Source organism: Stenotrophomonas sp. 220_Sma, from assembly GCF_056487375.1.
Genome location: NZ_CM151348.1, coordinates 171,289 through 193,534 on the forward strand (window position 1 = coordinate 171,289; position 22,246 = coordinate 193,534).

Genomic DNA, 22,246 nt, shown 5'->3' on the forward strand with positions numbered 1-22,246 from the left:
CTCGGTGCCTGCCTGGACCTGCCTTTGGTAGGTGCCAACCTTGGTTGGCACATTCCTTCAGCGCGCGACCAGGCATCGGTGCGGACCAAGGTCCGCACCCACCAGAAGCGATCCACAGCCATGAGAGGTTCTCGGTGCCTGCCTGGACCTGCCTTTGGTAGGTGCCAACCTTGGTTGGCACATTCCTTCAGCGCGCGACCGGGCATCGGTGCGGACCAAGGTCCGCACCCACCAGAAGCGGCTCCCCACCCACCTGAGGCGGTTTACGCGCCGCCCGCAAACCCGTGCTGCCGCCACGCTTCGTACATCACCACCGCAACGGTGTTGGAAAGATTGAGGCTGCGGTTGTCCGGCCGCATCGGCAGGCGCAGGCGGCGGCCATCGGGCAAGGCATCGAGCACGTCCTGCGGCAGGCCGCGGCTTTCCGGGCCGAACAGGAACGCATCACCATCTTCAAAGGCCACGCTGTCGTAGCGCACGCTGGCACGCGTACTCAGGGCAAACAAGCGCTTCGGTGCGATCCGCGCCAGCGCGGTGTCCAGGTCGGGGTGCACCTGCAGGCGCGAGTATTCGTGGTAGTCCAGGCCGGCGCGCTTGAGCTGCTTGTCTTCCAGTGCGAAGCCGAGCGGCTCGACCAGGTGCAGCTGCGCGCCGGTGTTGGCGCAGAGCCGGATCACATTGCCCGTGTTGGGCGGGATTTCCGGTTGGAACAGGATCACGTGGAACTGGGGCGCGGCATTCATCGGCGCAGTGTACCTGCGACGACCGCCGCCTTTACGGCGCACGCCCTGCGCTGGGCAGGGCGGCACCGCTTACGGGCGCAGCAGGACCTGGGCGGTTTCGGTGGCCAGGGCCTGCAGGTCGGCGGCGCTCGGGCGCACCTGCAGGGCCGGCAGGTTGACGATGACCGAGTTGGCGACGTTGGTGGCGGCAGCAGCCAGGGTGGCGGCGTAGCGCTGGGCTTCCATTTCGGCGGCCAGGGCGACGCGCTGTTCCAGGCTCGGGCGCACTTCCACCGAGGCCAGGGTGGTGATCGGCATCGCGGCAGCAACCGGGGCGGCAACGTAGCCGTTGCGCTCGGCCAGCTGGTCGGCGCTCGGGCGCACTTCCACGGTGGCCAGGGTCGGGATGCCGCTGGCCTGTTCCCAGGCCTGCTGGGCCAGCTGGTCGGCGGCCGGGCGGACCTGCACGGTGGCCAGGGTCTGGATGGATTCGGAGGCCTGCACCGACGAAACAACCGCGGTGCCGGCGATCAGGGCGATGGCGATGGCAATGGTCTTGGCGTTCATGACGGGGCCTGTTTAGTGTTGGTGATCAGTGGTGTGGTAGTAAGGTAGTACACCGATTCTGGGCTTGCAAGGAAAATTTTCGGTTTCCTGCATTTGTTCAGTCTTCAGTCAGCTTTCATCTGAAGCCCTTCCTGGCGCAGGAAGTACCAAGCAATCCCCGTGCCAACTTTTAGTTGTTGATTTACAAGAGTTTTTGATTGGTCGAGAAGTGTCCGGTAGGCGGACACCTGTCCATTCGATGTGCTGCGGACACTGTCCGGACGGTCCTGGCGGGCGCTTGTGACCGGTCAGGCAGCGCAGATCGGCGCTGCGGATGGGGCACAGGGGCAAACACCCCCAGTGACTGCTGGCCGATTCCTGCCGCTGCGTGCGCAGGCTAGGATCGGGGTTCACCTATGTGACCAAGGATCCGGATATGTCTCTCGCCCTTCGCCCGCGCGCTGCACTGCTGGCCGTCGCCCTCAGCACCGCCCTGGGCACGCTTGTGCCTTCCCATGCGCTGGCGGCCAAGCCGGCCGCACCGGCCAAGGTCGATATCCCGTATGAGCAGTTCACCCTGCCCAACGGCCTGCGCGTGATCGTGCATACCGATCGCAAGGCGCCGATCGTCGCCGTCAACGTCTGGTACCACGTGGGCAGCAAGGACGAACCGGCCGGCCGTACCGGCTTCGCGCACCTGTTCGAACACCTGATGTTCCAGGGCAGCGAAAACCACGACGGCGAATTCTTCGAACCGTTCAAGCAGGTCGGTGCCACCAACCAGAACGGCACCACCAATACCGACCGCACCAACTACTTCGAGAACGTGCCCACCACCGCGCTGGACATGGCGCTGTGGATGGAGTCGGACCGCATGGGCCATCTGGTCGGTGCGATCGACCAGGCGGCGCTGGACGAGCAGCGTGGCGTGGTGCAGAACGAGAAGCGCCAGGGCGAGAACCAGCCCTACGGTCAGGCCTGGGACCAGCTCAACAAGGCGCTGTACCCGGTAGGCCACCCGTATCATCACGGCGTGATCGGTTCGATGAACGATCTGAACGCGGCGTCGCTGGATGACGTGAAGACCTGGTTCCGCACCTGGTACGGCCCGAACAACGCGGTGCTGGTGCTGGCCGGCGACATCGACCTGGCCACTGCCAAGGAAAAGGTCGGCAAGTACTTCGGCAGCATCCCGGCCGGCCCGACCATGGCGCAGCCGGCAGTGAACGTGGCCAAGCGCAACGCCGACACGCGCGAGACGATGACCGACAAGGTGCCGCAGGCGCGCATCTACCGCGCCTGGAACGTGCCGCAGGTCGGCACCACCGATGTCGATCAGCTGCAGCTGTTCGCGCAGGTTCTGGGCGGTGCCAAGTCCTCGCGCCTGAGCCAGCGCCTGCAGCACCAGGACAAGCTGGTGGACAGCATCGCCTCGGGCCTTTCGACCTCGCAGCTGGGTTCGAACTTCGTGATCATGGCGACGGTCAAGCAGGGCCAGGACCCGGCCAAGGTCGAGAAGATCATCGACGAGGAACTGGACCGCCTGATCAAGCAGGGTCCCACCGCGGCCGAGCTGGAGCGCGCCAAGACCGGTGCCCGCGCCGGCTTCATCCGCGGCATCGAGCGCATCGGCGGCTTCGGTGGCAAGGCCGACGCACTGGCCGAGTGCGCGGTGTTCACCGGCGACCCGGGCTGCTTCCGCACCTCGCTGGCCAACATCGAGAAGGCCAGTGCTGCTGATCTGAGCCGGCTGGGCGCGCAGTGGCTGGACAAGGGCAGCCACACCCTGGTGATCGCACCGGGTGAGCGTGTGGCGCTGAAGGAAGACCCGAGCCAGGCGCCGAAGCCGTTCAACGTTCCTGCGGTGGACCCCAAGTACAGCACCCTGCCGGAGCAGGTCGACCGCAAGGCCGGCGTGCCGCAGACCCGCGAGTTCCCCCAGTTGAAGTTCCCGGCGCTGCAGCGCGCCACGCTGAAGAACGGCACCCAGGTGATCCTGGCCGAACGCCACGAGATTCCGGTGGTGCAGTTCAGCTACCAGTTCCCGGGCGGCTTCAGCGCCGACCAGGGCCGCAAGCCGGGCACCGCCAACTTCACCATGAGCCTGATGACCGAAGGCGCCGGCAAGCTCGGCTCGCTGGCCTTCGCCGATGCTGCCGATGCGCTGGGCGCCAGCCTGGATGCCTCGGCCGGCCTGGACTCGATGAGCGTGGACCTGTCGGCACTGAAGGAAAACCTGGCACCGTCGCTGGCGCTGTACCGCGACCTGCTGCGCGAGCCGCGCTTCGAGCAGGGTGAGATCGACCGGGTCAAGGCGACCTGGATCGCCGGCATCCAGCAGGAGAAGGTCAACCCGGGTGCGGTGGCGATGCGCGTGCTGCCGCCACTGCTGTATGGCAAGGGCCACCCGTATGCCATTCCGTTCACCGGCAGTGGCGATGAGGCGGCGATCAGCGGCCTGACCCGCGAAGATCTGGTTGATTTCCACCACGACTGGCTGCGCCCGCAGAACGGCACCCTGATCGTGGTCGGTGATACCACGCTGGCGGAAATCGTGCCGCTGCTGGACAAGCAGCTGGGCGACTGGAAGGCTGCCGGCGATGCTCCGCAGGTGAAGGCGGCGACCGACGTCGGATTGCCGAAGGGCCCGCGTGTGTTCCTGATCGACCAGCCGGGCGCGGTGCAGGCCAACCTGTTCGCCGGCCAGGTGGTCGCGCCGTCCAGCGCCACCAGCTCGACCCGCTTCGATATCGCCAACGGCGTGATCGGTGGCGACTTCACCTCGCGCCTGAACATGAACCTGCGTGAGGACAAGCGCTGGTCGTACGGTGCGCGCAGCAGCGCGATCAATTCGGTGGGCCAGCGCCCGTGGATGGCCAGCGCGCCGGTGCAGATCGACAAGACCGGCCCGGCGATGGCGGAAATGCGCAAGGAAATCGCCGCGTTCGCCGACGGCAGCAAGCCGGCCACCGCCGCCGAGGTCAACCGCATCCGCAACATCCAGACCCTGAGCCTGCCCGGTGCCTACGAGACCGCCAGCGCGGTGGCGTCCACCATCGGTTCGATCGTGCAGTTCAAGCGCCCGGATGACTACGTGCTGCGCCGCAAGGCCGAGATCGAGGCGATGACCCCGGCACAGGTGCAGCAGGCCGCCGCCGAGATCAAGCCGCAGGCGCTGACCTGGGTGGTGGTGGGTGACCTCAAGCAGACCGAAGCGGCCGTGCGCGCGCTGAACCTGGGCGAGGTGACGGTGATCGATGCCGAAGGCAATCCGGTCAAGAAGTAAGGCACTACCCGGCCCGCCATGGGGCGGGCCGGCTCCTCCGGTAGTGCCGGCCGCTGGCCGGCAACCTTGCCGTGGTAGTGCCGGCCGCTGGCCGGCAACTCCGTGACCCGAAGGCGGGGTCAGGCTCCCCTGCGGGGGATCTGACCCCACCCACCCACCGGCTACCCCCGATTCAGGCTGTTCAGGCAGAATCCCCCCATACCCTTCCAGGATCTGCCCATGCGCGTTCTGCTGCTTTCCTCCCTGCTGCTCACCGTCACCGCCTGTACCTGGGTGCCGATCGAACCGGCCGGCAAGGCGACCCGCGTGCTGCCGGCAGGCCCGGTTCCCGCTGGCTGCATCGCCAAGGGCGAGGTGGTGGTCACCGTGAAGAGCAAGGTCGGCTTCTACAACCGCAACCCGCTACGTGTGCAGGAAGAGCTGGAAACCCTGGCCCGCAACGAGGCCCCGAGCGCCGGTGCCAATGCCGTGCAGGCCGCCGCCGCTCCGGCCGATGGCAGTCAGCGCTTCGCCGCTTTCCAGTGCCCGCCGCGCTGAACGCTTCACCATACGGCCAAGCCTGAATTCGTAAAGATGCGGTGAAGGCCCCGGGGGTTATAGAATAGCGCCCCCTTTTGCCTGAGCCTTGGCGCTAACCTCGATGCTCTTCAAGAATGTCTCGATCGCCGGCCTGGCACACGTTGATGCGCCGCATACGCTGACGACCAAGGAAATCAACGAGCGGCTGCAGCCGACGTTGGATCGCCTCGGTATCCGCACCGACGTGCTCGGCGATATCGCCGGCATCCATGCCCGCCGCCTGTGGGACAACGGCGTGCTGGCGTCCGATGCCGCCACCATGGCCGGCCGCAAGGCGCTGGAAGACGCAGGCATCGATGCGACGCAGGTCGGCCTGCTGGTCAACACCTCGGTCAGCCGTGACTACCTGGAGCCGTCCACGGCTTCGATCGTGTCGGGCAACCTCGGCGTCAGCGACGAGTGCATGACCTTCGACGTCGCCAATGCCTGCCTGGCCTTCATCAACGGCATGGACATCGCGGCGCGCATGATCGAGCGCGGCGACATCGACTACGCGCTGGTGGTGGATGGCGAGACCGCCAACCTGGTGTACGAGAAGACCCTGGAGCGGATGACCGCTCCGGACGTCACCGCCGACGACTTCCGCAACGAGCTGGCCGCCCTGACCACGGGTTCGGGCGCCGCCGCGATGGTGATGGCGCGCTCGGAACTGGTGCCGGATGCGCCGCGCTACAAGGGTGGCGTGACCCGCTCGGCCACCGAGTGGAACCAGCTGTGCCTGGGCAACCTGGACCGCATGGTCACCGATACCCGACTGCTGCTGATCGAAGGCATCAAGCTGGCGCAGAAGACCTTCACCGCCGCCAAGATCGCCTTGGGCTGGGCCGTGGAAGAGCTGGACCAGTTCGTCATCCACCAGGTCAGCCAGCCGCACACCGCTGCGTTCATCAAGAACTTCGGCATCGACCCGAAGAAGGTCATGACCATCTTCGGCGAGCACGGCAACATCGGCCCGGCCTCGGTGCCGATCGTGCTGAGCAAGCTCAAGCAGCTGGGCAAGCTGAAGAAGGGCGATCGCATCGCGCTTCTGGGCATTGGCTCGGGCCTGAACTGTTCGATGGCTGAAGTGGTCTGGTAAAAAAGTCACCGCTGACCTGCTGCACGATGGGCAGCGATGATTTTTCCAAGTGTCCAGGGGCCGGTTCTACCGGCCCTTTCTACAGGTGCGATTCGATGTCCCAGCTTCCCGGTTACCCCGCCCACCCGCAGCGCTTCGAGGTCCGCCCCGGCCTGTCGATGAACTATCTCGACGAAGGCCCGCGCGATGGCGAGGTGGTGGTGATGGTGCACGGCAACCCGTCGTGGAGCTATTACTGGCGCACGCTGGTGGCCGGCCTGTCGGACACGTACCGCTGCATCGTGCCGGACCACATCGGCATGGGCCTGTCGGACAAGCCCGATGACAGCCGCTACGAGTACACCCTGCAGTCGCGCGTGGACGATCTCGACGCGCTGCTGAAGCACCTGGGCATCACCGGTCCGGTGACCCTGGCCGTGCACGACTGGGGCGGCATGATCGGCTTCGGCTGGGCGCTGTCGCACCACGACCAGGTGAAGCGCCTGGTGGTGCTCAACACCGCCGCGTTCCCGATGCCGGCGGCGAAGACGATGCCGTGGCAGATCGCGCTGGGCCGGCACTGGAAGATCGGCGAGTGGATCATCCGCACCTTCAACGCGTTCTCGTCCGGTGCCTCGTGGCTGGGTGTGGAGCGGAAGATGCCGGCCGATGTGCGCCGCGCCTACGTGTCGCCGTACAACAACTACGCCAACCGCATCAGCACCATCCGTTTCATGCAGGACATCCCGCTGTCGCCGGCCGACAAGGCCTGGTCGCTGCTGGAGCGTGCCGGCAAAGCGCTGCCGTCGTTCGCGGACCGCCCGGCCTTCCTCGGCTGGGGCCTGCGCGACTTCGTGTTCGACCACCACTTCCTGAAGGGCTTCCAGGCCGCGCTGCCGCAGGCCCAGGTGCATGCCTTCGAGGATGCCGGGCATTACGTGCTGGAAGACAAGCACGAAGTGCTGGTGCCGGAAATCCGCGCGTTCCTGGACAATAACCCGATCTGAAGTGTGCCGACCAACGGTCGGCACCCACCGGAAGAGGAAATGGGTAGGTGCCGACCGTTGGTCGGCACACCCGAAGGGTTCATGAGGTTGCCGGCCAGCGGCCGGCACTACCACTACGCCGCGATCGGCGCCTGCGGTGACGGGCTGTTGCCGTTGTCGTCCGGGTGGTCGTCGTCGTTGCCCGCTTCGTCGCGCCAGCGCCAGTCGGCCAGGGTCAACGGATCCAGGCCATAGGCAATGCGCGCCTTGTCGCACTGCGGGCTGGCCTTGCCGTACTCCCACGATGCATCCACCTCACGGCACACGCTGGGCCGGTTGGGGTGGATGGTGCAGCGTGAATACACGCCGATCTGCGCATCCAGCGCCACGCAGCGCACCGGCTTGGAGTGGGTGCCGCGCATGCACAGGCGATGCGGGTCCAGCACCTCGGTCAGCTGGTGCGGTACGCCGCCGGGGGTGACCTCGTCTGATTCCATCCAGTGGAAGGCCACGCGGTATTGGGTGCAGCAGGCGCCGCAGGTCATGCAGGGATGTTGCATGGGCAAGCCGCCTCGGGCGGCAGTCGGAATCAGGAACGAGGGTGCGGATTTTCCACGAAGTTGGCCGCCGCGCAAGAAATTCCGTAAGCGGCGACAATGAACGGATGAACCGACCCTGCAATATTGCCGCCCGTTTGCCTGAACTGGCGCGTGAACGGCCCGACCAGATCGCCATCCGCTGCCCGGGCCGCCGGGGCGCTGGCAACGGCATGGCCGCCTACGACGTCACCCTGGACTACCGCCAGCTGGACGCCCGCAGTGATGCCATGGCCGCCGGCCTGGCCGGCTATGGGATCGGTCGCGGGGTGCGCACGGTGGTGATGGTGCGGCCGTCGCCGGAGTTCTTCCTGCTGATGTTCGCCCTGTTCAAGCTGGGCGCGGTGCCGGTGCTGGTCGATCCGGGCATCGACAAGCGCGCGCTGAAACAGTGCCTGGACGAGGCGCAGCCGCAGGCCTTCATCGGCATTCCGCTGGCGCACGTGGCACGGCTGGTGCTGCGCTGGGCGCCGTCGGCGACCCGCCTGGTCACCGTTGGCCGCCGACTCGGCTGGGGTGGTGCCAGCCTGGCCGCGCTGGAGCGCGCCGGCGCCAAGGCGGGGCCGATGCTGGCCGACACCGATGGCGAGGACATGGCCGCGATCCTGTTCACCAGCGGCTCCACCGGCGTGCCCAAGGGCGTGGTCTACCGCCACCGCCACTTCGTCGGCCAGATCCAGCTGCTGGGCAGCGCGTTCGGCATGGAAGCGGGCGGCGTGGACCTGCCGACCTTCCCGCCGTTTGCCTTGTTCGACCCGGCGCTGGGCCTGACCTCGGTGATCCCGGACATGGACCCGACGCGGCCGGCACAGGCCGACCCGGCACGCCTGCATGACGCCATCCAGCGCTTCGGCGTGACCCAGCTGTTTGGCTCGCCTGCGCTGATGCGGGTGCTGGCCCGTCACGGCCGGCCGTTGCCGACGGTGACCCGGGTGACCTCGGCCGGTGCGCCGGTGCCGCCGGATGTGGTCGCCACCATCCGCAGCCTGTTGCCGGCCGATGCGCAGTTCTGGACCCCGTACGGCGCCACCGAGTGCCTGCCGGTGGCGGTGGTGGAAGGCCGCGAGCTGGAGCGCACCCGTGCCGCCACCGAGGCCGGTGCCGGTACCTGCGTGGGCAGCGTGGTTGAACCGAATGAGGTGCGCATCATCGCCATCGATGACGCACCGTTGGCCGACTGGTCGCAGGCGCGCGTGCTGGCCACCGGCGAGGTGGGCGAGATCACCGTGGCCGGACCGACCGCTACCGACAGTTACTTCAACCGCCCGCAGGCCACCGCGGCGGCGAAGATCCGCGAGACGCTGGCCGATGGCAGCACGCGCGTGGTGCATCGCATGGGTGACGTGGGCTACTTCGATGCGCAGGGCCGCCTGTGGTTCTGCGGCCGCAAGACCCATCGCGTGGAAACCGCACAGGGGCCGCTGTACACCGAACAGGTGGAGCCGGTGTTCAACACCGTGCCGGGTGTGGCGCGCACGGCACTGGTTGGCGTTGGCCCGGCGGGTGCGCAGGTGCCGGTGCTGTGCGTGGAACTGCAGCGTGGCCAGAGCGACAGCCCGGCCTTGCGCGAGGCGCTGCGCGCCCAGGCCACCCTGCGATTGCCCGAGGCGAACCTGCAGCACGTACTGATGCACCCCGCGTTCCCCGTCGATATCCGTCACAACGCCAAGATCGGCCGCGAGAAGCTCGCCGTCTGGGCCAGCGCCGAACTGGAGAAGCGCGCATGAAGATCCTGGTCACCGGTGGTGGTGGTTTCCTTGGCCAGGCGCTGTGCCGTGGGCTGGTCGAACGTGGCCACCAGGTGCTGGCGTTCAACCGCAGCCACTACCCGGAACTGCAGGCCATGGGCGTGGGCCAGATCCGTGGCGATCTGGCCGATGCGCAGGCCGTGCTGCATGCAGTGGCCGGCGTCGATGCGGTGTTCCATAACGGCGCCAAGGCCGGCGCCTGGGGCAGCTATGACAGCTACCACCAGGCCAACGTGGTCGGCACCGACAACGTGATCGCCGCCTGCCGCGTGCACGGCATCAGCCGGCTGGTCTACACCTCCACGCCCAGCGTGACCCACCGCGCGACCCACCCGGTGGAAGGCCTGGGGGCTGATGAGGTGCCGTACGGCGAGGATTTCCAGGCGCCGTATGCGGCCACCAAGGCAATCGCCGAACAGCGCGTGCTGGCCGCCAACGATGCCTCGCTGGCGACGGTGGCACTGCGCCCGCGCCTGATCTGGGGCCCGGGCGATCAGCAACTGGTGCCACGCCTGGCAGAACGTGCGCGGCAGGGCCGCCTGCGTCTGGTGGGCGATGGCAACAACAAGGTGGATACCACTTACATCGACAACGCCGCGCTCGCGCATTTCCTCGCCTTCGAAGCGTTGGCACCGGGTGCCGCGTGTGCGGGCAAGGCCTACTTCATTTCCAACGGCGAACCGCTGCCCATGCGCGAGCTGGTCAACAAGCTGCTGTCCGCGGTGGGGGCACCAACGGTGGACAAGGCGATCAGCTTCAAGACCGCCTATCGCATCGGTGCGGTCTGCGAGCGGCTGTGGCCGCTGCTGAGCCTGCGTGGCGAGCCGCCGCTGACCCGCTTCCTGGCCGAGCAGCTGTGCACGCCGCACTGGTACAGCATGGAGCCGGCGCGCCGCGACTTCGGCTACGTGCCGCAGGTCAGCATCGAGGAAGGGCTGCGCAGGCTGAAGGCTTCATCTGCCGCATAGATAGCCATCACTGGTTGCACACCGCCAGATCGGGAGGATGGACCCACGCCATCCAACGGCCCGGACATCTGCGAGGAGCACCATGCTGCATTACGCCGTTATTTTCTTCGTCATCGCCATCATTGCCGCCGTGCTCGGCTTCTCCGGCATCGCCGGTGCCGCCAGCAACATCGCCTGGATCCTGTTCGTTGTGTTCCTGGTGCTGGCGGTGATCTCGATGTTCCGCAAGCGCGGCTAGACGACCGCAGGGTAGTGCCGGCCGTTGGTCGGCACGCCCCTTTGTAGAGTCGAGCCATGCTCGACTGCTTTTAATGAGTCGAGCATGGCTCGACTCTACAGAGGGCCATCGAGCATGGCTCGACGCTACAGGGACAGCGAGCGCTCCTGCACGGCGCTGTGCAATCCACGATCGGCTGCATGGCGTTCCTGCGCCAGCTCGATCAGGCGCGTGATCAGCGTGGTGTAGTCCACACCGCTGGCGCCCCACAGCTTCGGGTACATGCTGATGCGGGTGAAGCCCGGCAGCGTGTTGACCTCGTTGATGACGATCTCGCCGTCTGCGGTGAGGAACACATCCACGCGCGCCATGCCCGCACACTCCAGCGCCTGGTAGGCCCGCAGCGCGATCTGCTGGATACGCGCCTGGGTTGCAGCATCGATATCCGCCGGCACGACCACCTCGGCGCCATCCTCGTTGATGTACTTGGTGTCGTAGGCGTAGAACTCGTCGTGCACCACCACCTCGCCGCACAGGCTGGCCTGCGGCAGTTCGTTGCCCAGCACCGCGCACTCGATCTCACGGCCGGCCACCGCCGATTCCACCAGCACCTTGTGGTCGTAGCGCAGCGCCAATGCCAGCGCCTCGGCGAAGCCCGCCGCATCCTTGACCTTGCTCACACCCACCGACGAACCCTGGTTGGCCGGCTTCACGAACAACGGCAGGCCGAGCTGCGCGATCACCGCATCGACATCGACGTCAGCGGCCTGGTGACGCCGGATGCACAGCCACGGCGCCACCTGCAGGCCAGCGTCGCGCAACAGGCGCTTGGTCACGTCCTTGTCCATCGCCACCGCCGAGCCCAGCACCGGCGAACCGACGAAGGGCAGGTTGGCCATGCGCAGCAGCCCCTGCAGCGCACCGTCCTCGCCCAGCGGCCCGTGCACGATCGGCAGCACCACATCGATCTGTCCCAGCGCGCTGGCCGCATCGGACGGCTGCAGCTGTGCCTGTTCCACACCCGGGCGCACCGCCAGCGACGTACCGGACCGATGCAGCGCGATGCGCGACGGATCATCGGCATTGATCAGGAAGGTATCCGGCTGGCTCAGATGCCACTGGCCCTGCTTGTCGATACCGACCAGCACCGGCTCGAAGCGCTCGCGATCAAGCGCATCGAGGATGTTCTTCGCCGACTGCAGCGAAACTTCGTGCTCGGAGGACTTGCCCCCGAAGATGATGCCGACCCGGGTCCGTGCCATGGTGTTGCGATGTCCTGTGCGTTGCGTGGCCGTACAGCATGAACCTTCCATTGCCGCTCAGGTGAGGCACAGATGAACCGCCTGGCGGCCGGCTCGAGTAGCGGCCAACCCTGGTTGGCACCCAGGAAATCCAGCGCCGACCAAGGTCGGCATCTACCAGAGCACGTTCCGGCAGATCGCAGGAACCTGTCGAAGGCGGGGTGGGGCCGGTTGCGGGGGCGTGAGCCGCATGGGCCCGAGGCATGCCTCGGGCGGGTTGGGCAGGACGCCCAACCCCGGTCTTGCCGTGTGCGCAGGACAGCGCACACGAGCATGCGGCGACCGAGCTTACAGGGACGTACTTGCAGCGGCCCCCGCAACCGGACCCACCCCGCCTCCCCACAGGAAGCCAGCCTTTGATGTTGCTCTGGCAGTGGCCTCTGCGGGTGCCGGGCGGCAGCCCGGCCCAAGCCCCCCACCCACGCAGGTAGAATGCGCACATGGCTCTCTCCCTGCTCAAGTCCCTCAAGCCGGTCGCTGGCCGCGCCCTGCAGATCGCCCTGAACCGCGCGCTGGCGCTGGATCCGGATACCCGCCATGCACTGGCCAGCCTCGATGGCCGGCACATCGACCTGACCCTGGAAGCGCCGTCGCTGGCGATGCGCATCAGTGTCGACGGTGACCAGCTGCGGGTCGGCCCGGTGGATGCGCAGGAAGCCGACCTGGCCGTGCGCAGCAGCCTGGCTGGGGTGCTGGCGCAGCTGCCGCTGCTGGCCAACGCTCGGCGCGGCGACAACAACGGCAAGGGCCGCGTACGCGTGGCCGGCGACGCCGAACTGGCGCGCCGCCTGCAGCAGCTGGCCAAGGGCTTCGACCCGGACTGGCAGCAGCCGTTCGTCAGCGTGTTCGGCGACGTGCTGGGCGTACAGGTGGCCAACACCCTGCGCAGCGCCCTGCAGCACGCGCGCCAGGGCGCGATCGACCTCGCCCACAGCGCCGCCGAATTCATCACCGAGGAATCGCGCGACGTGGTGCCGCGCGCCGAACTGGATGCCTTCCACGATGACGTGGACGTGCTGCGCGATGACGTCGAGCGTCTCGGCGCGCGCGTGCAGCGCCTGCGGGGTGCCGCATGAAGGCCGTGCTGCGGGCAAGCCGCATCGGCCGGGTGATCCTGCGTTACCGCCTTGACGACCTGCTGCAGGGCACGCCGGCCGAGCGCTGGCTGCGGCTGGCCAAACCGTTCGTGCCGCGTGCTTCGGCCGACATCGCCGCACAGTCGCGCGGTGCGCGCCTGCGCCTGGCGCTGCAGGATCTCGGCCCGATCTTCGTCAAGTTCGGCCAGATCCTGTCCACCCGCCGCGACCTGGTGCCGCCGGACGTGGCCAACGAACTGACCCTGCTGCAGGACCGGGTCAAGCCGTTCGATGGTGATACCGCGCGCCGCATCGTCGAGGAAGCGCTCGGCCTGCCGGTCAGCGAGGCGTTCGCCAGCTTCGATACCGAACCGCTGGCCTCGGCCTCGATCGCGCAGGTGCATGCGGCCACGCTGGCCGATGGCCGCCAGGTGGTGGTCAAGGTGCTGCGCCCGGGCATCGAGAAGCAGATCGACGCCGACATCGCGTTGCTCAACTCGCTGGCCGCCCTGGTCGAGCGCACCCACCCGCGTGCCGACAAGATCCGCCCGCGCGAAGTGGTGGCCGAAGTCGAGAACACCCTGGCCGCCGAGCTGGACCTGCAGCGCGAAGGCGCCAATGCCAGCGTGCTGCGCCGCTTCTGGGAAAACAGCGACGACCTGTACGTGCCGGAAGTGATCTGGAGCCACACCGCCGAGCGCGCGCTGACCCTGGAGCGCGTGTGGGGCATCCCGTCCGACGACATCGCCGCGCTGGACAAGGCCGGCATCGACCGCAAGGCGCTGGCCGCCAAGGGTGTGCGGGTGTTCTACACCCAGGTGTTCCGCGACAACTTCTTCCACGCCGATGCGCACGCCGGCAACATCTGGGTCGACACCGATCCGTCGCGCCGTGCCAATCCGCGTTTCATCGCGCTGGATTTCGGCATCATGGGCCAGCTCTCGCAGGAAGATCAGTACTACCTGGCCGAGAACTTCATGGCCATCTTCAACCGCGATTACCGCCGCATCGCCGAACTGCACGTGCAGGCGCGCTGGATGCCGGACAACGTGCGCATCGATGACCTCGAGGCCGCCGTGCGTTCGGTGTGCGAGCCGTACTTCACCCGGCCGCTGTCGCAGATCTCGCTGGCCGAAGTGCTGATGAAGCTGTTCCGCGTGGCCCAGCGTTACCAGCTGACCTTGCAGCCGCAGCTGATCCTGCTGCAGAAGACCCTGCTGAACATCGAAGGCGTCGGCCGCCAGCTCGACCCGCAGATCGACATCTGGGCGGTGGCCAAGCCGGTGCTGGCGAAGATCCTGCGCGAGCGTTACAGCCCGCGCCGGGTGGTACGCGAGATCGGCAAGCGCCTGCCGGAAATCATGACCCATGCGCCGGACATGCCGCGCCTGGTGCACGCCTGGCTGACCCAGCAGGTGGAAGGCCGACACGAACTGTCGATGCGTTCGCGCGACCTGGCCGCACTGGATGCCAGCGTGCAGCGCCTGCAGAAGCATGCGGTCGGCGCGATCACCGGTGTCGGCCTGCTGGCCATCGCTGCGCTGATGTATGTGCTGCAGCCGCCGGGCTGGTACTGGGGCGACGTGCCGGCGTGGAGCTGGCTGTCCGGTGCGCTCGGCGCAGTGGCGCTGCTGCGCGCGTGGTGGAAGTAGGCCCCATGCTGCAGGCACTCAAGGACGAACTGATCCGCTTCGGCGCCGACAACGACGCACGCGAAAGCGAGCGCGGCCGACGCATGCTCAACATCACGCCCGACACCGGTGAATTCCTGTCGGTGCTGGTGCGCTTCGGCAACGCTCGCCGGGTGCTGGAAATCGGTACGTCCAACGGCTATTCCACGCTGTGGCTGGCCGAGGCAACCGCCGCCATCGACGGCCACGTGACCACGCTGGAATACGCCGAGGGCAAGGTGGCGATGGCGCGTGATACCTTCGCGCGCAGTGGTCTGGCCGATCGCATCACGCTGGTCCACGACGATGCCGGGCTCTGGCTGGCGCAGGCCGCCGATGCCTGCATCGACCTGCTGTTCCTCGATTCGGACCGCGGGCAGTACGCCGGCTGGTGGCCGCAGCTGCGTCGCGTGCTGCGCCCGGGTGGCCTGCTGGTGGTGGACAACGCCACCTCGCATGCGGAAGAGATGCAACCGCTGCGCGTGCTGCTGGACGCTGATCCGGACTTCAGCACCAGCCTGGTACCGGTGGGCAACGGCGAGCTGTTGGCCGTGCGCAGCGCCTGACCGCTCTACAGGTAGGTGCCAACCTTGGTTGGCACGCGGTTGCCGGCCGCTGGCCGGCAACCGCAGCCATCCGATTGCCCGGAGGCAGCCGGCCAGCGGCCGGCTCTACCCCATTCAGTGCCCAGCCCCGATAATCCTGCCGTGAGCACCGAACCCGATACCCTCGCCGCGGTCGAGACCGACACCGCGCCCCTGCAGCTGCTGCACCTGGATGAGCGCCTGGCCGTGGTCAACAAGCCTGCCGGGCTGATGGTCCACGACAGCAAGCTGGCCCGTGGCGAAGACGACTTCCTGGCCGACCGCCTGCGCGAGCAGCTGGGCCGCCCGATCTTCCTCGTGCATCGCCTGGACCGGGCCACCAGTGGCTGCCTGCTGCTGGCCTTCGACCGCGATACCGCCAGTGCGCTGGGCAAGGCCCTGATGGGCGGCGAAGTGCTGAAGGACTACCTGACGGTCTGCCGGGGCTGGCCGGCCGAGCTCACCTGGCAGGTCGATCATGATCTGGACGGCGGCCCGGGCAAGCCGGTGAAAAAGCCGGCGATCACCGACTTCCAGCGCCTGGCCACCGGCGAGCTGTCGGTGCCGGTCGGTGAATTCACCAGCTCGCGCTACGCACTGCTGCGCTGCCAGCCGCAGACCGGACGCTTCCGGCAGATCCGCCGGCACCTCAAGCACCTCTCGCATCACATGATCGGCGACACCAGCCACGGCGATGGCCGCCACAACCGCATCTTCCGCATGCAGGGCGTGCACCGCATGCTGCTGCACGCCGAGCGCCTGCGCTTCCCGCATCCGGACGGTGGCACGGTGGACGTGCGTGCGCCGTTGGACGGCGGGTTCCAGAAGGCGCTGGACCTGTTTGGTTGGCAGGTGGATACCGATTGATGGTAGTGCCGGCCGCTGGCCGGCATCTGCGCGATTCCAGATGTAATGGGGAGCCGGCCAGCGGCCGGCACTACCTCATTTCTTTTCCGGCTCGTTGACGATCGCTTCCAGATCCTTCTGCAGGTCCGCGAACAGCGGCTGCATGCGCGCCTGGATTGCCACCATCACGTTCTGCATCAGCGCCGGGGTCTTGTCCAGCAGGCTCTGGCCGGCCGCGCTCTCGTAGAACTCGGCCATCGCCAGCACGTCTTCCTTGCTGAAGGTCTTTTTGTACAGGTCCACGTACATCGGCCGCAGCTGCTGCCAGGACAGGGCCTGGCGCAGGGTCTGGCTGGTCCGCGCCTGGATCCGCTTCAGCTGTTCCTGCTGCTGGGCATTGAGCTGGCGCTGTGCGGCTACCTGCTGGAACTGCTGCTGCTGCATCGCCTCGATCTGCGGCAGCATGGTGTCGATCATGCTCTGCGCGCGTGACGCCGACAGCAGGCGGTTGATGTCGCCATCGGTCGGCGGCGCGGCCAGGGCCGGAACGCTGGCCACGGCCAGCGCCAGCAGCAGGGCGGCGCGGCGCAGCAGGGACGGCAGGGCGGGTGCGGTGCGGGTCATGCGGGCTTCCTGCAGTACATGGGACGGCCAGCATACCCGCAGCCAAGGCGAAGGCGGCGTGTTCGGTACCTGATCGGCGGCATACGGGGCGCGATGCCGCACTCCGGTGCGTGGCTGCCGCTACAATGCGCGGATGGGCAGTGGACCGGTCACCATCAGCGCGCAGCTTGAAATCCCCGACGGCGAGATCGTCGAGCGGTTCGTGCGTGCCAGTGGCGCCGGTGGCCAGAACGTCAACAAGGTCTCCACCGCGGTGGAACTACGTTTCGATGTGGCCAACTCGCCCTCGTTGCCCGAACCGTTGCGCGCGCGCCTGCTGGCGCGGCGTGACCGGCGCATGACCGGCGAAGGCGTGCTGGTCATCGACGCGCAACGTTTCCGGACCCAGGATCGCAATCGCGAGGATGCGCGCGATCGGCTGGCGGCCTTCATCCAGGCCGGGCTGAGCGTGCCCAAGCCGCGCAAGGCCACCAAGCCGACCCTCGGGTCGAAACTGCGTCGTCTGGACGCCAAACGCGGGCGCGCGCAGATCAAGCGCGGGCGCTCATCACGTGACTGGGAGTGATTGCTTGAACAACCCGACTTCGTTGCTGCCGGCCGTGCCGCCGCAGATGCCGCAGGTCAAACCCAACGCCTTCCTGCGCTGGCTGGCGCGCTGCACCCTGCGCATGGGCGGCTGGAAGGTGACCGGTACCCTGCCTGACATCCCCAGGCTGGTCTTCATCATCGCCCCGCATTCGTCCAACTGGGATGGCCTGTGGGGCATGGCCGCGAAGATCGCGCTGGGCATGAAGGTGAAGGTGCTGGGCAAGGCATCGCTGTTCTGGTGGCCGCTCGGCCCGCTGCTGCACAAGCTGGGCGTGATCCCGCTGGACCGCAGCTCGCCGCAGGGCACCGTCGGCCAGGCCGTGGACCTGCTGCGCAACAACGAGAAGATGTGGTTCGCCATCACGCCCGAGGGCACCCGCAAGGCCGTGAAGGACTGGAAGGCCGGCTTCCTGAAGATCGCGCGGATGGCCGACGTGCCGATCCTGGCCGCGTATTTCCACTACCCGGAGAAGACCATCGGCATCGGCCCGCTGTTCACGCCGACCGGCGATGACGCCGCCGACATGGCCGCCATCCGCGAGTTCTACCGGCCCTGGATCGGCAAGACCCGCGGTACGGTCTGAGCCGGCCGCAGGCCGCCGCATAGACGCCACGTCCGGCACATGCCGGGCGAGCGCGACAGGAGTAGGGTGGAGGGCTGGTATCCCGTACCGTCTGCCCAAGGAGTGTTTTACATGTCGCGTACCGTAGTCCTGGCCGCCGCCATCAGCCTGGCGCTGGCGGCCTGTTCCGGCAAGGAGTCCACCCCCGTGTCCGATGCCCAGAAAGCCCCGGCCCAGCAGCCGGCCGAAGCCTCCACCAATCCGCTGCTGAGCGCCAGCACGCTGCCGTTCCAGGCGCCGCAGTTCGACAAGATCAAGGACAGCGACTACCTGCCGGCCTTCGAAGAAGGCATGCGCCAGCACCTGGCCGACGTGCGCAAGATCGCTGACAGCAGCGAGCCGGCCACCTTCGACAACACCATCGTGGCGATGGAGCGCAGCGGCGAGACGCTGAATCGCGTGTCGCGCATCTTCTTCGGCCTGGTCCAGGCCGATACCAACGATGCGCGCCAGAAGATCCAGGAAGAAGTGGCGCCGAAGCTCGCCGCGCACCAGGACGAGATCAACCTCGATCCGAAGCTGTTCGCGCGCGTGAAGTCGCTGTACGACCAGCGTGACACGCTGGAGCTGGACCCGGTGCAGAAGCGCCTGGTCGAGCACTACTACGACGGCCTGGTGCGCGCCGGCGCGCAGCTGTCCGATGCCGACAAGGCGAGCCTGCGCAAGCTCAACGTGGAAGAGACCACCCTTTCCACCCAGTTCCATACCCGCCTGGTGGCCGCCACCGCCGCTGCGGCCGTCGTTGTCGACGACAAGGCCAAGCTGGCCGGCCTGGACGAGGACGCGATCAACAACGCCGCCAACGCCGCCAAGGACCGCAAGCTGGATGGCAAGTTCCTGCTGCCGCTGCAGAACACCACCCAGCAGCCGGTGCTCGGCTCGCTGAGCGACCGCGACCAGCGTGCCGCCGTGCTGAAGGCTTCGGAAACCCGCGCCGAGCGTGGCGATGCCAACGACACCCGGCAGACCGTGCAGCGCCTGGCCCAGCTGCGTGCGCAGAAGGCCAAGCTGCTCGGCTTTGACACCTTCGCCGACTACCAGCTGGGCGACCAGATGGCCAAGACCCCGGCCGCCGCGCTCAAGCTGCTGACCGACACCGTGCCGGCCGCCACCGCCAAGGCGCGCGCCGAGGCCGGCGAGATCCAGAAGGTGATCGACGCGCAGAAGGGTGGTTTCCAGGTCGCTGCCTCGGACTGGGACTTCTACGCCGAGCAGGTGCGCAAGGCCAAGTACGATCTGGACGAGTCGCAGATCAAGCCGTACTTCGAACTGGACAACGTGCTGCAGAACGGCGTCTTCTACGCCGCCACCCAGCTGTACGGCATCACCTTCAAGCCGCGTACCGACATTCCGACCTACAACCCGGACATGAAGGTGTATGAAGTGTTCGACAAGGACGGCACCTCGCTGGCCCTGTTCTACACCGACTACTTCAAGCGTGACAGCAAGTCCGGCGGTGCCTGGATGGACGTGTTCGTCGAACAGGACGGCCTGACCGGTGCCAAGCCGGTGGTCTACAACGTCTGCAACTTCACCAAGCCGGCCGCCGGCCAGCCTGCGCTGATCAGCTTCGACGACGTCACCACCATGTTCCATGAGTTCGGCCATGCGCTGCACGGCATGTTCTCGAACGTGAAGTACCCGTCGATCGCGGGCACCGCCACCTCGCGCGACTTCGTCGAGTTCCCGTCGCAGTTCAACGAGCACTGGGCACTGGATCCGAAGGTGTTCGCCAACTACGCCAAGCACTACAAGACCGGCGAGGCGATGCCGCAGGAACTGGTCGACAAGATCCTCAAGGCACGCAGCTTCAACCAGGGTTATGCGACCACCGAGTACCTGTCGGCCGCGCTGCTGGACCTGGCCTGGCATACGCAGAAGGCCGATGCGCCGCTGCAGGATGTCGGCGCCTTTGAAGCCAGCGCGCTGAAGAAGTTCAAGGTCGACCTGCCGCAGGTGCCGCCGCGCTACCGCACCACCTACTTCGATCACATCTGGGGTGGCGGTTACTCGGCCGGTTACTACGCCTACTTCTGGGCCGAAGTGCTGGACCATGACGCCTACCAGTGGTTCACCGAACACGGTGGCCTGACTGCGGCCAACGGCCAGGAGTTCCGCGACAAGATCCTCTCGCGCGGCAACAGCGTGGAGCTGTCGACCCTGTACCGCGATTTCCGCGGCAAGGACCCGTCGGTGGAACCGCTGCTGAAGTTCCGCGGGCTGAAATAAGAAAGCTAAAACGGCGGGGGCAACCCCGCCGTTTTTCTTTGTGTAGCGTCGAGCTTGCTCGACGGTCTTTCCACGAAAAGCCAGTCGAGCAAGCTCGACTCTACACAAGCGGCTTACGTCCCCACGTGCACCCGGTTCGCCTGCTCGGCCAACCCCAGGTGATCCAGCGCGATATCCAGCGCCAGCACATAACTCTGCGCGCCATACCCAGCAGCGATGCCCAGCCGCTGACCGACACCCGCCGGCAGGCACGGCTCGGCCACCGCGCCGTCGTCATGCACTTCCACGTAGGCGTTGTGCAGGTACGGCAGCAGCCGCTGCAGGCGCAGGCTGTTGGCACACGCACCCGGATCCAGCAGGGTCACCTCACCGCGACTGTGATCGGCCACGCGCAGCGCGTCCAGTAGTTCCTGTTCCGAACCGCAGGCACGGATCGCCACACTGGTACCGGCGTCGATCGCGCGGTGCACCAGCGATTTCAGTACCGGCGCCGGCAGCGGCATCGCCGTGCGGATCAATGCACCGGCCGCTTCCGGGCCGCGGATGATGAAGATCGACATGGCTCAGCCCTCCTGTGCCAGGCGGCGGCCGACGATGGCCAGCGACAGCGGATAGCCGGCCTGCTGGCTGCGCTGGTCGACCACTACCGCGGCAGGACCATGCTGCAGGCGCAGGCGCGCATCCAGGCCGGGTTCGCTGGGTGACTGCAGTTCGATGTACTGCGCCGGCAGCCGTTCCAGCGCCGCCTGCAGCGCGCCACCTTCGGCCTGCCATTGCGCCTCGTCGGCGGCGCCGACATCCAGCAGTACCCAGTCGGCCGAGCGCGCCTGCGGCTGGTACAGGCACTGGCGTACCTCGGACAGGCTGGCGCAGTCGCTGCACAGCACGCGATGGCCGGCCAGCTGCGCCGGCAGCTGCGGGCGCGGCGCCGACGAAGACGCGTGGCGGATCACCAGGAGGGTCATACAACACCTTGCGGAATGCGCCCTGTGGCGCGGTGGGCACACGATGCGCGTGGTGGCCGTAAAGGTGCGATGCCCGCGGCCGGGCCGGGGCGTAAAACCTGCGTAACCCGTTTTGTAGAGCCGAGCCCATGCTCGGCTGCCGTTACGTAGAGTCGAGCTTGCTCGACTGCTCTGCGCCTCAGTCGAGCAAGCTCGACGCTACAAGAGCAAGCCGAGCATGGGCTCGGCTCTACAGGTTCCAGGCGCGGGAACCTCCTGCGCCCGCATGTGGTCTGATACCGCTACCAACCACCCGGAGCCTGTCATGGATGCTGTTGCCCGCCCCCCGTTTTCCGAACGCGCGCTGGCCTGGCTGAAGAAGGAAGCATTGCCGCTGCTGGTGATGCTCGGCCTGCTCGCCGCCGCCCGCGATACCCTCGCCAACCACTACGTGGTGCCCAGCGGCTCGATGCAGCCGACCCTGCAGCCCGGCGATCGGGTGGTGGTGGACATGCGCGCCTATGGCCTGCGCCTGCCGTTCACCGGCAAGGAACTGATGTCGACCGGCGTTCCGCAGCGCGGTGAAGTGGCGGTATTCGACTCGCCGGCCGACGGCACCCGCCTGATCAAGCGCGTGGCTGCAGTGGCCGGTGATCATGTGCAGCTGCGCGAAGGCCATCTGAGCATCAACGGCCAGCCGCTGCAGATCGCCGACCTGCAGGACGTGGAAGCCTTCGGCGACCGCCATGCCAGCCTCGACCTGGACATGGGCGGCGGCCCGGACATCGCTGACCTGGTGGTGCCGGACGGCAAGGTGCTGGTGCTGGGTGACCACCGTTGCAACAGCTTCGATGGCCGCTTCTTCGGCTTCGTCGACGCCGACAAGGTCTATGGGCGCGCCGTGGCGGTGTACTACCGCCGGGGTGCCGGCTTCGAATGGCAGCGCCTGTAAGCTGAATTGATACTTCTGATGTATCAATCATGACCTATCAGGTTATGGATCGACTGGATCGACGGGCCTAGCCTTAAGCCCGTTCCCTCCCACGCCCGGCCGCC

22 protein-coding genes are annotated in these 22,246 nt (G+C 67.2%); 15 read left to right on the forward strand and 7 right to left on the reverse strand.

The genetic code is table 11. The annotated features are described in order from the left end of the window. Positions 1-263 precede the first annotated feature (263 nt). Positions 264-743, reverse strand: a complete 480-nt coding sequence (locus ACZLIB_RS00755; protein WP_005407625.1) for a tRNA (cytidine(34)-2'-O)-methyltransferase — start codon at positions 741-743, stop codon at positions 264-266. A gap of 69 nt (positions 744-812) precedes the next feature. Then, a complete protein-coding gene (locus ACZLIB_RS00760; RefSeq protein ID WP_032130143.1) occupies positions 813-1,289 on the reverse strand; it encodes an XAC0231 family protein in 477 nt (158 codons plus the stop codon). A gap of 415 nt (positions 1,290-1,704) precedes the next feature. On the opposite strand from ACZLIB_RS00760, the gene ACZLIB_RS00765 reads away from it, so the two are divergent. The 4 genes from ACZLIB_RS00765 to ACZLIB_RS00780 all read left to right on the forward strand — a co-directional run bounded on the left by ACZLIB_RS00765 (position 1,705) and on the right by ACZLIB_RS00780 (position 7,197). Then, complete coding sequence (locus ACZLIB_RS00765; protein ID WP_478468919.1) at positions 1,705-4,554, forward strand: M16 family metallopeptidase; 2,850 nt, start codon at positions 1,705-1,707, stop codon at positions 4,552-4,554. Positions 4,555-4,773: 219 nt separating this feature from the next. After that, positions 4,774-5,091 carry a DUF4156 domain-containing protein gene (locus ACZLIB_RS00770; RefSeq protein WP_005407628.1) on the forward strand — a complete coding sequence of 106 codons (318 nt, stop codon included), beginning with the start codon at positions 4,774-4,776 and terminating at the stop codon, positions 5,089-5,091. Positions 5,092-5,194: 103 nt separating this feature from the next. Continuing rightward, the gene (locus ACZLIB_RS00775; protein WP_014035559.1) at positions 5,195-6,211 is read left to right on the forward strand and encodes a 3-oxoacyl-ACP synthase III; all 1,017 of its coding nucleotides are present in this window, start codon (positions 5,195-5,197) and stop codon (positions 6,209-6,211) included. A 95-nt stretch (positions 6,212-6,306) separates the two neighbouring features. Next, on the forward strand, positions 6,307-7,197 hold the full coding sequence (locus tag ACZLIB_RS00780; protein ID WP_478468920.1) for an alpha/beta fold hydrolase: 891 nt from the start codon (positions 6,307-6,309) through the stop codon (positions 7,195-7,197). 113 nt (positions 7,198-7,310) lie between these two features. Here the strand turns inward: ACZLIB_RS00780 and ACZLIB_RS00785 are convergent, their stop codons facing one another. After that, on the reverse strand, positions 7,311-7,736 hold the full coding sequence (locus ACZLIB_RS00785) for a YkgJ family cysteine cluster protein (RefSeq protein WP_004135417.1): 426 nt from the start codon (positions 7,734-7,736) through the stop codon (positions 7,311-7,313). A gap of 104 nt (positions 7,737-7,840) precedes the next feature. On the opposite strand from ACZLIB_RS00785, the gene oleC reads away from it, so the two are divergent. The 3 genes from oleC to ACZLIB_RS00800 all read left to right on the forward strand — a co-directional run bounded on the left by oleC (position 7,841) and on the right by ACZLIB_RS00800 (position 10,726). Next, positions 7,841-9,499 (forward strand): olefin beta-lactone synthetase, encoded by a 1,659-nt coding sequence (oleC, locus tag ACZLIB_RS00790; protein WP_478468922.1) that lies wholly within the window; start codon positions 7,841-7,843, stop codon positions 9,497-9,499. Continuing rightward, the gene (gene oleD / locus ACZLIB_RS00795; RefSeq protein WP_478468923.1) at positions 9,496-10,488 is read left to right on the forward strand and encodes a 2-alkyl-3-oxoalkanoate reductase; all 993 of its coding nucleotides are present in this window, start codon (positions 9,496-9,498) and stop codon (positions 10,486-10,488) included. The genes oleC and oleD overlap by 4 nt, the downstream gene beginning before the upstream one ends. A gap of 82 nt (positions 10,489-10,570) precedes the next feature. Further along, positions 10,571-10,726 carry a DUF1328 domain-containing protein gene (locus ACZLIB_RS00800; protein ID WP_004153593.1) on the forward strand — a complete coding sequence of 52 codons (156 nt, stop codon included), beginning with the start codon at positions 10,571-10,573 and terminating at the stop codon, positions 10,724-10,726. 125 nt (positions 10,727-10,851) lie between these two features. On the opposite strand, the gene ddlA is transcribed toward ACZLIB_RS00800, so the two are convergent. Beyond that, positions 10,852-11,967, reverse strand: a complete 1,116-nt coding sequence (gene ddlA / locus ACZLIB_RS00805; RefSeq protein ID WP_478468924.1) for a D-alanine--D-alanine ligase — start codon at positions 11,965-11,967, stop codon at positions 10,852-10,854. A gap of 479 nt (positions 11,968-12,446) precedes the next feature. Between ddlA and ACZLIB_RS00810 the strand changes: the two genes are divergently transcribed. The 4 genes from ACZLIB_RS00810 to ACZLIB_RS00825 all read left to right on the forward strand — a co-directional run bounded on the left by ACZLIB_RS00810 (position 12,447) and on the right by ACZLIB_RS00825 (position 16,203). After that, a complete protein-coding gene (locus ACZLIB_RS00810; RefSeq protein WP_014035565.1) occupies positions 12,447-13,082 on the forward strand; it encodes a ubiquinone biosynthesis accessory factor UbiJ in 636 nt (211 codons plus the stop codon). Beyond that, positions 13,079-14,734, forward strand: coding sequence for a ubiquinone biosynthesis regulatory protein kinase UbiB (gene ubiB / locus ACZLIB_RS00815; RefSeq protein WP_478468926.1), 1,656 nt, complete (start codon positions 13,079-13,081; stop codon positions 14,732-14,734). The genes ACZLIB_RS00810 and ubiB overlap by 4 nt, the downstream gene beginning before the upstream one ends. A 5-nt stretch (positions 14,735-14,739) precedes the next feature. Beyond that, positions 14,740-15,318, forward strand: a complete 579-nt coding sequence (locus tag ACZLIB_RS00820) for an O-methyltransferase (RefSeq protein ID WP_164080341.1) — start codon at positions 14,740-14,742, stop codon at positions 15,316-15,318. 117 nt (positions 15,319-15,435) lie between these two features. After that, complete coding sequence (locus ACZLIB_RS00825) at positions 15,436-16,203, forward strand: pseudouridine synthase (protein WP_430544502.1); 768 nt, start codon at positions 15,436-15,438, stop codon at positions 16,201-16,203. Between the two features lie 75 nt (positions 16,204-16,278). Here ACZLIB_RS00825 and ACZLIB_RS00830 read toward each other — a convergent pair whose 3' ends face one another. After that, positions 16,279-16,806: a DUF2059 domain-containing protein gene (locus tag ACZLIB_RS00830; protein ID WP_010487093.1), complete on the reverse strand. Its 528-nt coding sequence runs from the start codon at positions 16,804-16,806 to the stop codon at positions 16,279-16,281. 133 nt (positions 16,807-16,939) lie between these two features. Here ACZLIB_RS00830 and arfB point away from each other — a divergent pair, with 133 nt between their 5' ends. From arfB to dcp, 3 genes are all read left to right on the forward strand, one after another. Then, positions 16,940-17,371, forward strand: a complete 432-nt coding sequence (gene arfB, locus ACZLIB_RS00835) for an alternative ribosome rescue aminoacyl-tRNA hydrolase ArfB (protein ID WP_032130467.1) — start codon at positions 16,940-16,942, stop codon at positions 17,369-17,371. Positions 17,372-17,417: 46 nt separating this feature from the next. Further along, entirely contained in the window at positions 17,418-17,978 is a 561-nt protein-coding gene (locus ACZLIB_RS00840) for a lysophospholipid acyltransferase family protein (RefSeq protein ID WP_223276957.1), read from the forward strand. Positions 17,979-18,089: 111 nt separating this feature from the next. Continuing rightward, on the forward strand, positions 18,090-20,246 hold the full coding sequence (gene dcp, locus ACZLIB_RS00845; RefSeq protein WP_478468928.1) for a peptidyl-dipeptidase Dcp: 2,157 nt from the start codon (positions 18,090-18,092) through the stop codon (positions 20,244-20,246). Positions 20,247-20,359: 113 nt separating this feature from the next. Here dcp and ACZLIB_RS00850 read toward each other — a convergent pair whose 3' ends face one another. Together ACZLIB_RS00850 and ACZLIB_RS00855 are read right to left on the reverse strand one after the other, a co-directional pair. Then, entirely contained in the window at positions 20,360-20,806 is a 447-nt protein-coding gene (locus ACZLIB_RS00850; RefSeq protein ID WP_004153636.1) for a 3-dehydroquinate dehydratase, read from the reverse strand. A gap of 3 nt (positions 20,807-20,809) precedes the next feature. Continuing rightward, positions 20,810-21,211 carry a hypothetical protein gene (locus tag ACZLIB_RS00855; RefSeq protein ID WP_478468929.1) on the reverse strand — a complete coding sequence of 134 codons (402 nt, stop codon included), beginning with the start codon at positions 21,209-21,211 and terminating at the stop codon, positions 20,810-20,812. 304 nt (positions 21,212-21,515) lie between these two features. Here ACZLIB_RS00855 and lepB point away from each other — a divergent pair, with 304 nt between their 5' ends. Beyond that, positions 21,516-22,142 (forward strand): signal peptidase I, encoded by a 627-nt coding sequence (gene lepB, locus ACZLIB_RS00860; protein ID WP_478468931.1) that lies wholly within the window; start codon positions 21,516-21,518, stop codon positions 22,140-22,142. Positions 22,143-22,246: the final 104 nt, after the last annotated feature.

Bases quoted from the DNA above. Each gene is read 5' to 3' on its own strand.
- ACZLIB_RS00755 (WP_005407625.1), bottom strand. From the start codon at position 743: ATGAATGCCGCGCCCCAGTTCCACGTGATCCTGTTCCAACCGGAAATC.
- ACZLIB_RS00760 (WP_032130143.1), bottom strand. From the start codon at position 1,289: ATGAACGCCAAGACCATTGCCATCGCCATCGCCCTGATCGCCGGCACC.
- ACZLIB_RS00765 (WP_478468919.1), top strand. From the start codon at position 1,705: ATGTCTCTCGCCCTTCGCCCGCGCGCTGCACTGCTGGCCGTCGCCCTC.
- ACZLIB_RS00770 (WP_005407628.1), top strand. From the start codon at position 4,774: ATGCGCGTTCTGCTGCTTTCCTCCCTGCTGCTCACCGTCACCGCCTGT.
- ACZLIB_RS00775 (WP_014035559.1), top strand. From the start codon at position 5,195: ATGCTCTTCAAGAATGTCTCGATCGCCGGCCTGGCACACGTTGATGCG.
- ACZLIB_RS00780 (WP_478468920.1), top strand. From the start codon at position 6,307: ATGTCCCAGCTTCCCGGTTACCCCGCCCACCCGCAGCGCTTCGAGGTC.
- ACZLIB_RS00785 (WP_004135417.1), bottom strand. From the start codon at position 7,736: ATGCAACATCCCTGCATGACCTGCGGCGCCTGCTGCACCCAATACCGC.
- oleC (WP_478468922.1), top strand. From the start codon at position 7,841: ATGAACCGACCCTGCAATATTGCCGCCCGTTTGCCTGAACTGGCGCGT.
- oleD (WP_478468923.1), top strand. From the start codon at position 9,496: ATGAAGATCCTGGTCACCGGTGGTGGTGGTTTCCTTGGCCAGGCGCTG.
- ACZLIB_RS00800 (WP_004153593.1), top strand. From the start codon at position 10,571: ATGCTGCATTACGCCGTTATTTTCTTCGTCATCGCCATCATTGCCGCC.
- ddlA (WP_478468924.1), bottom strand. From the start codon at position 11,967: ATGGCACGGACCCGGGTCGGCATCATCTTCGGGGGCAAGTCCTCCGAG.
- ACZLIB_RS00810 (WP_014035565.1), top strand. From the start codon at position 12,447: ATGGCTCTCTCCCTGCTCAAGTCCCTCAAGCCGGTCGCTGGCCGCGCC.
- ubiB (WP_478468926.1), top strand. From the start codon at position 13,079: ATGAAGGCCGTGCTGCGGGCAAGCCGCATCGGCCGGGTGATCCTGCGT.
- ACZLIB_RS00820 (WP_164080341.1), top strand. From the start codon at position 14,740: ATGCTGCAGGCACTCAAGGACGAACTGATCCGCTTCGGCGCCGACAAC.
- ACZLIB_RS00830 (WP_010487093.1), bottom strand. From the start codon at position 16,806: ATGACCCGCACCGCACCCGCCCTGCCGTCCCTGCTGCGCCGCGCCGCC.
- arfB (WP_032130467.1), top strand. From the start codon at position 16,940: ATGGGCAGTGGACCGGTCACCATCAGCGCGCAGCTTGAAATCCCCGAC.
- ACZLIB_RS00840 (WP_223276957.1), top strand. From the start codon at position 17,418: ATGCCGCAGGTCAAACCCAACGCCTTCCTGCGCTGGCTGGCGCGCTGC.
- dcp (WP_478468928.1), top strand. From the start codon at position 18,090: ATGTCGCGTACCGTAGTCCTGGCCGCCGCCATCAGCCTGGCGCTGGCG.
- ACZLIB_RS00850 (WP_004153636.1), bottom strand. From the start codon at position 20,806: ATGTCGATCTTCATCATCCGCGGCCCGGAAGCGGCCGGTGCATTGATC.
- ACZLIB_RS00855 (WP_478468929.1), bottom strand. From the start codon at position 21,211: ATGACCCTCCTGGTGATCCGCCACGCGTCTTCGTCGGCGCCGCGCCCG.
- lepB (WP_478468931.1), top strand. From the start codon at position 21,516: ATGGATGCTGTTGCCCGCCCCCCGTTTTCCGAACGCGCGCTGGCCTGG.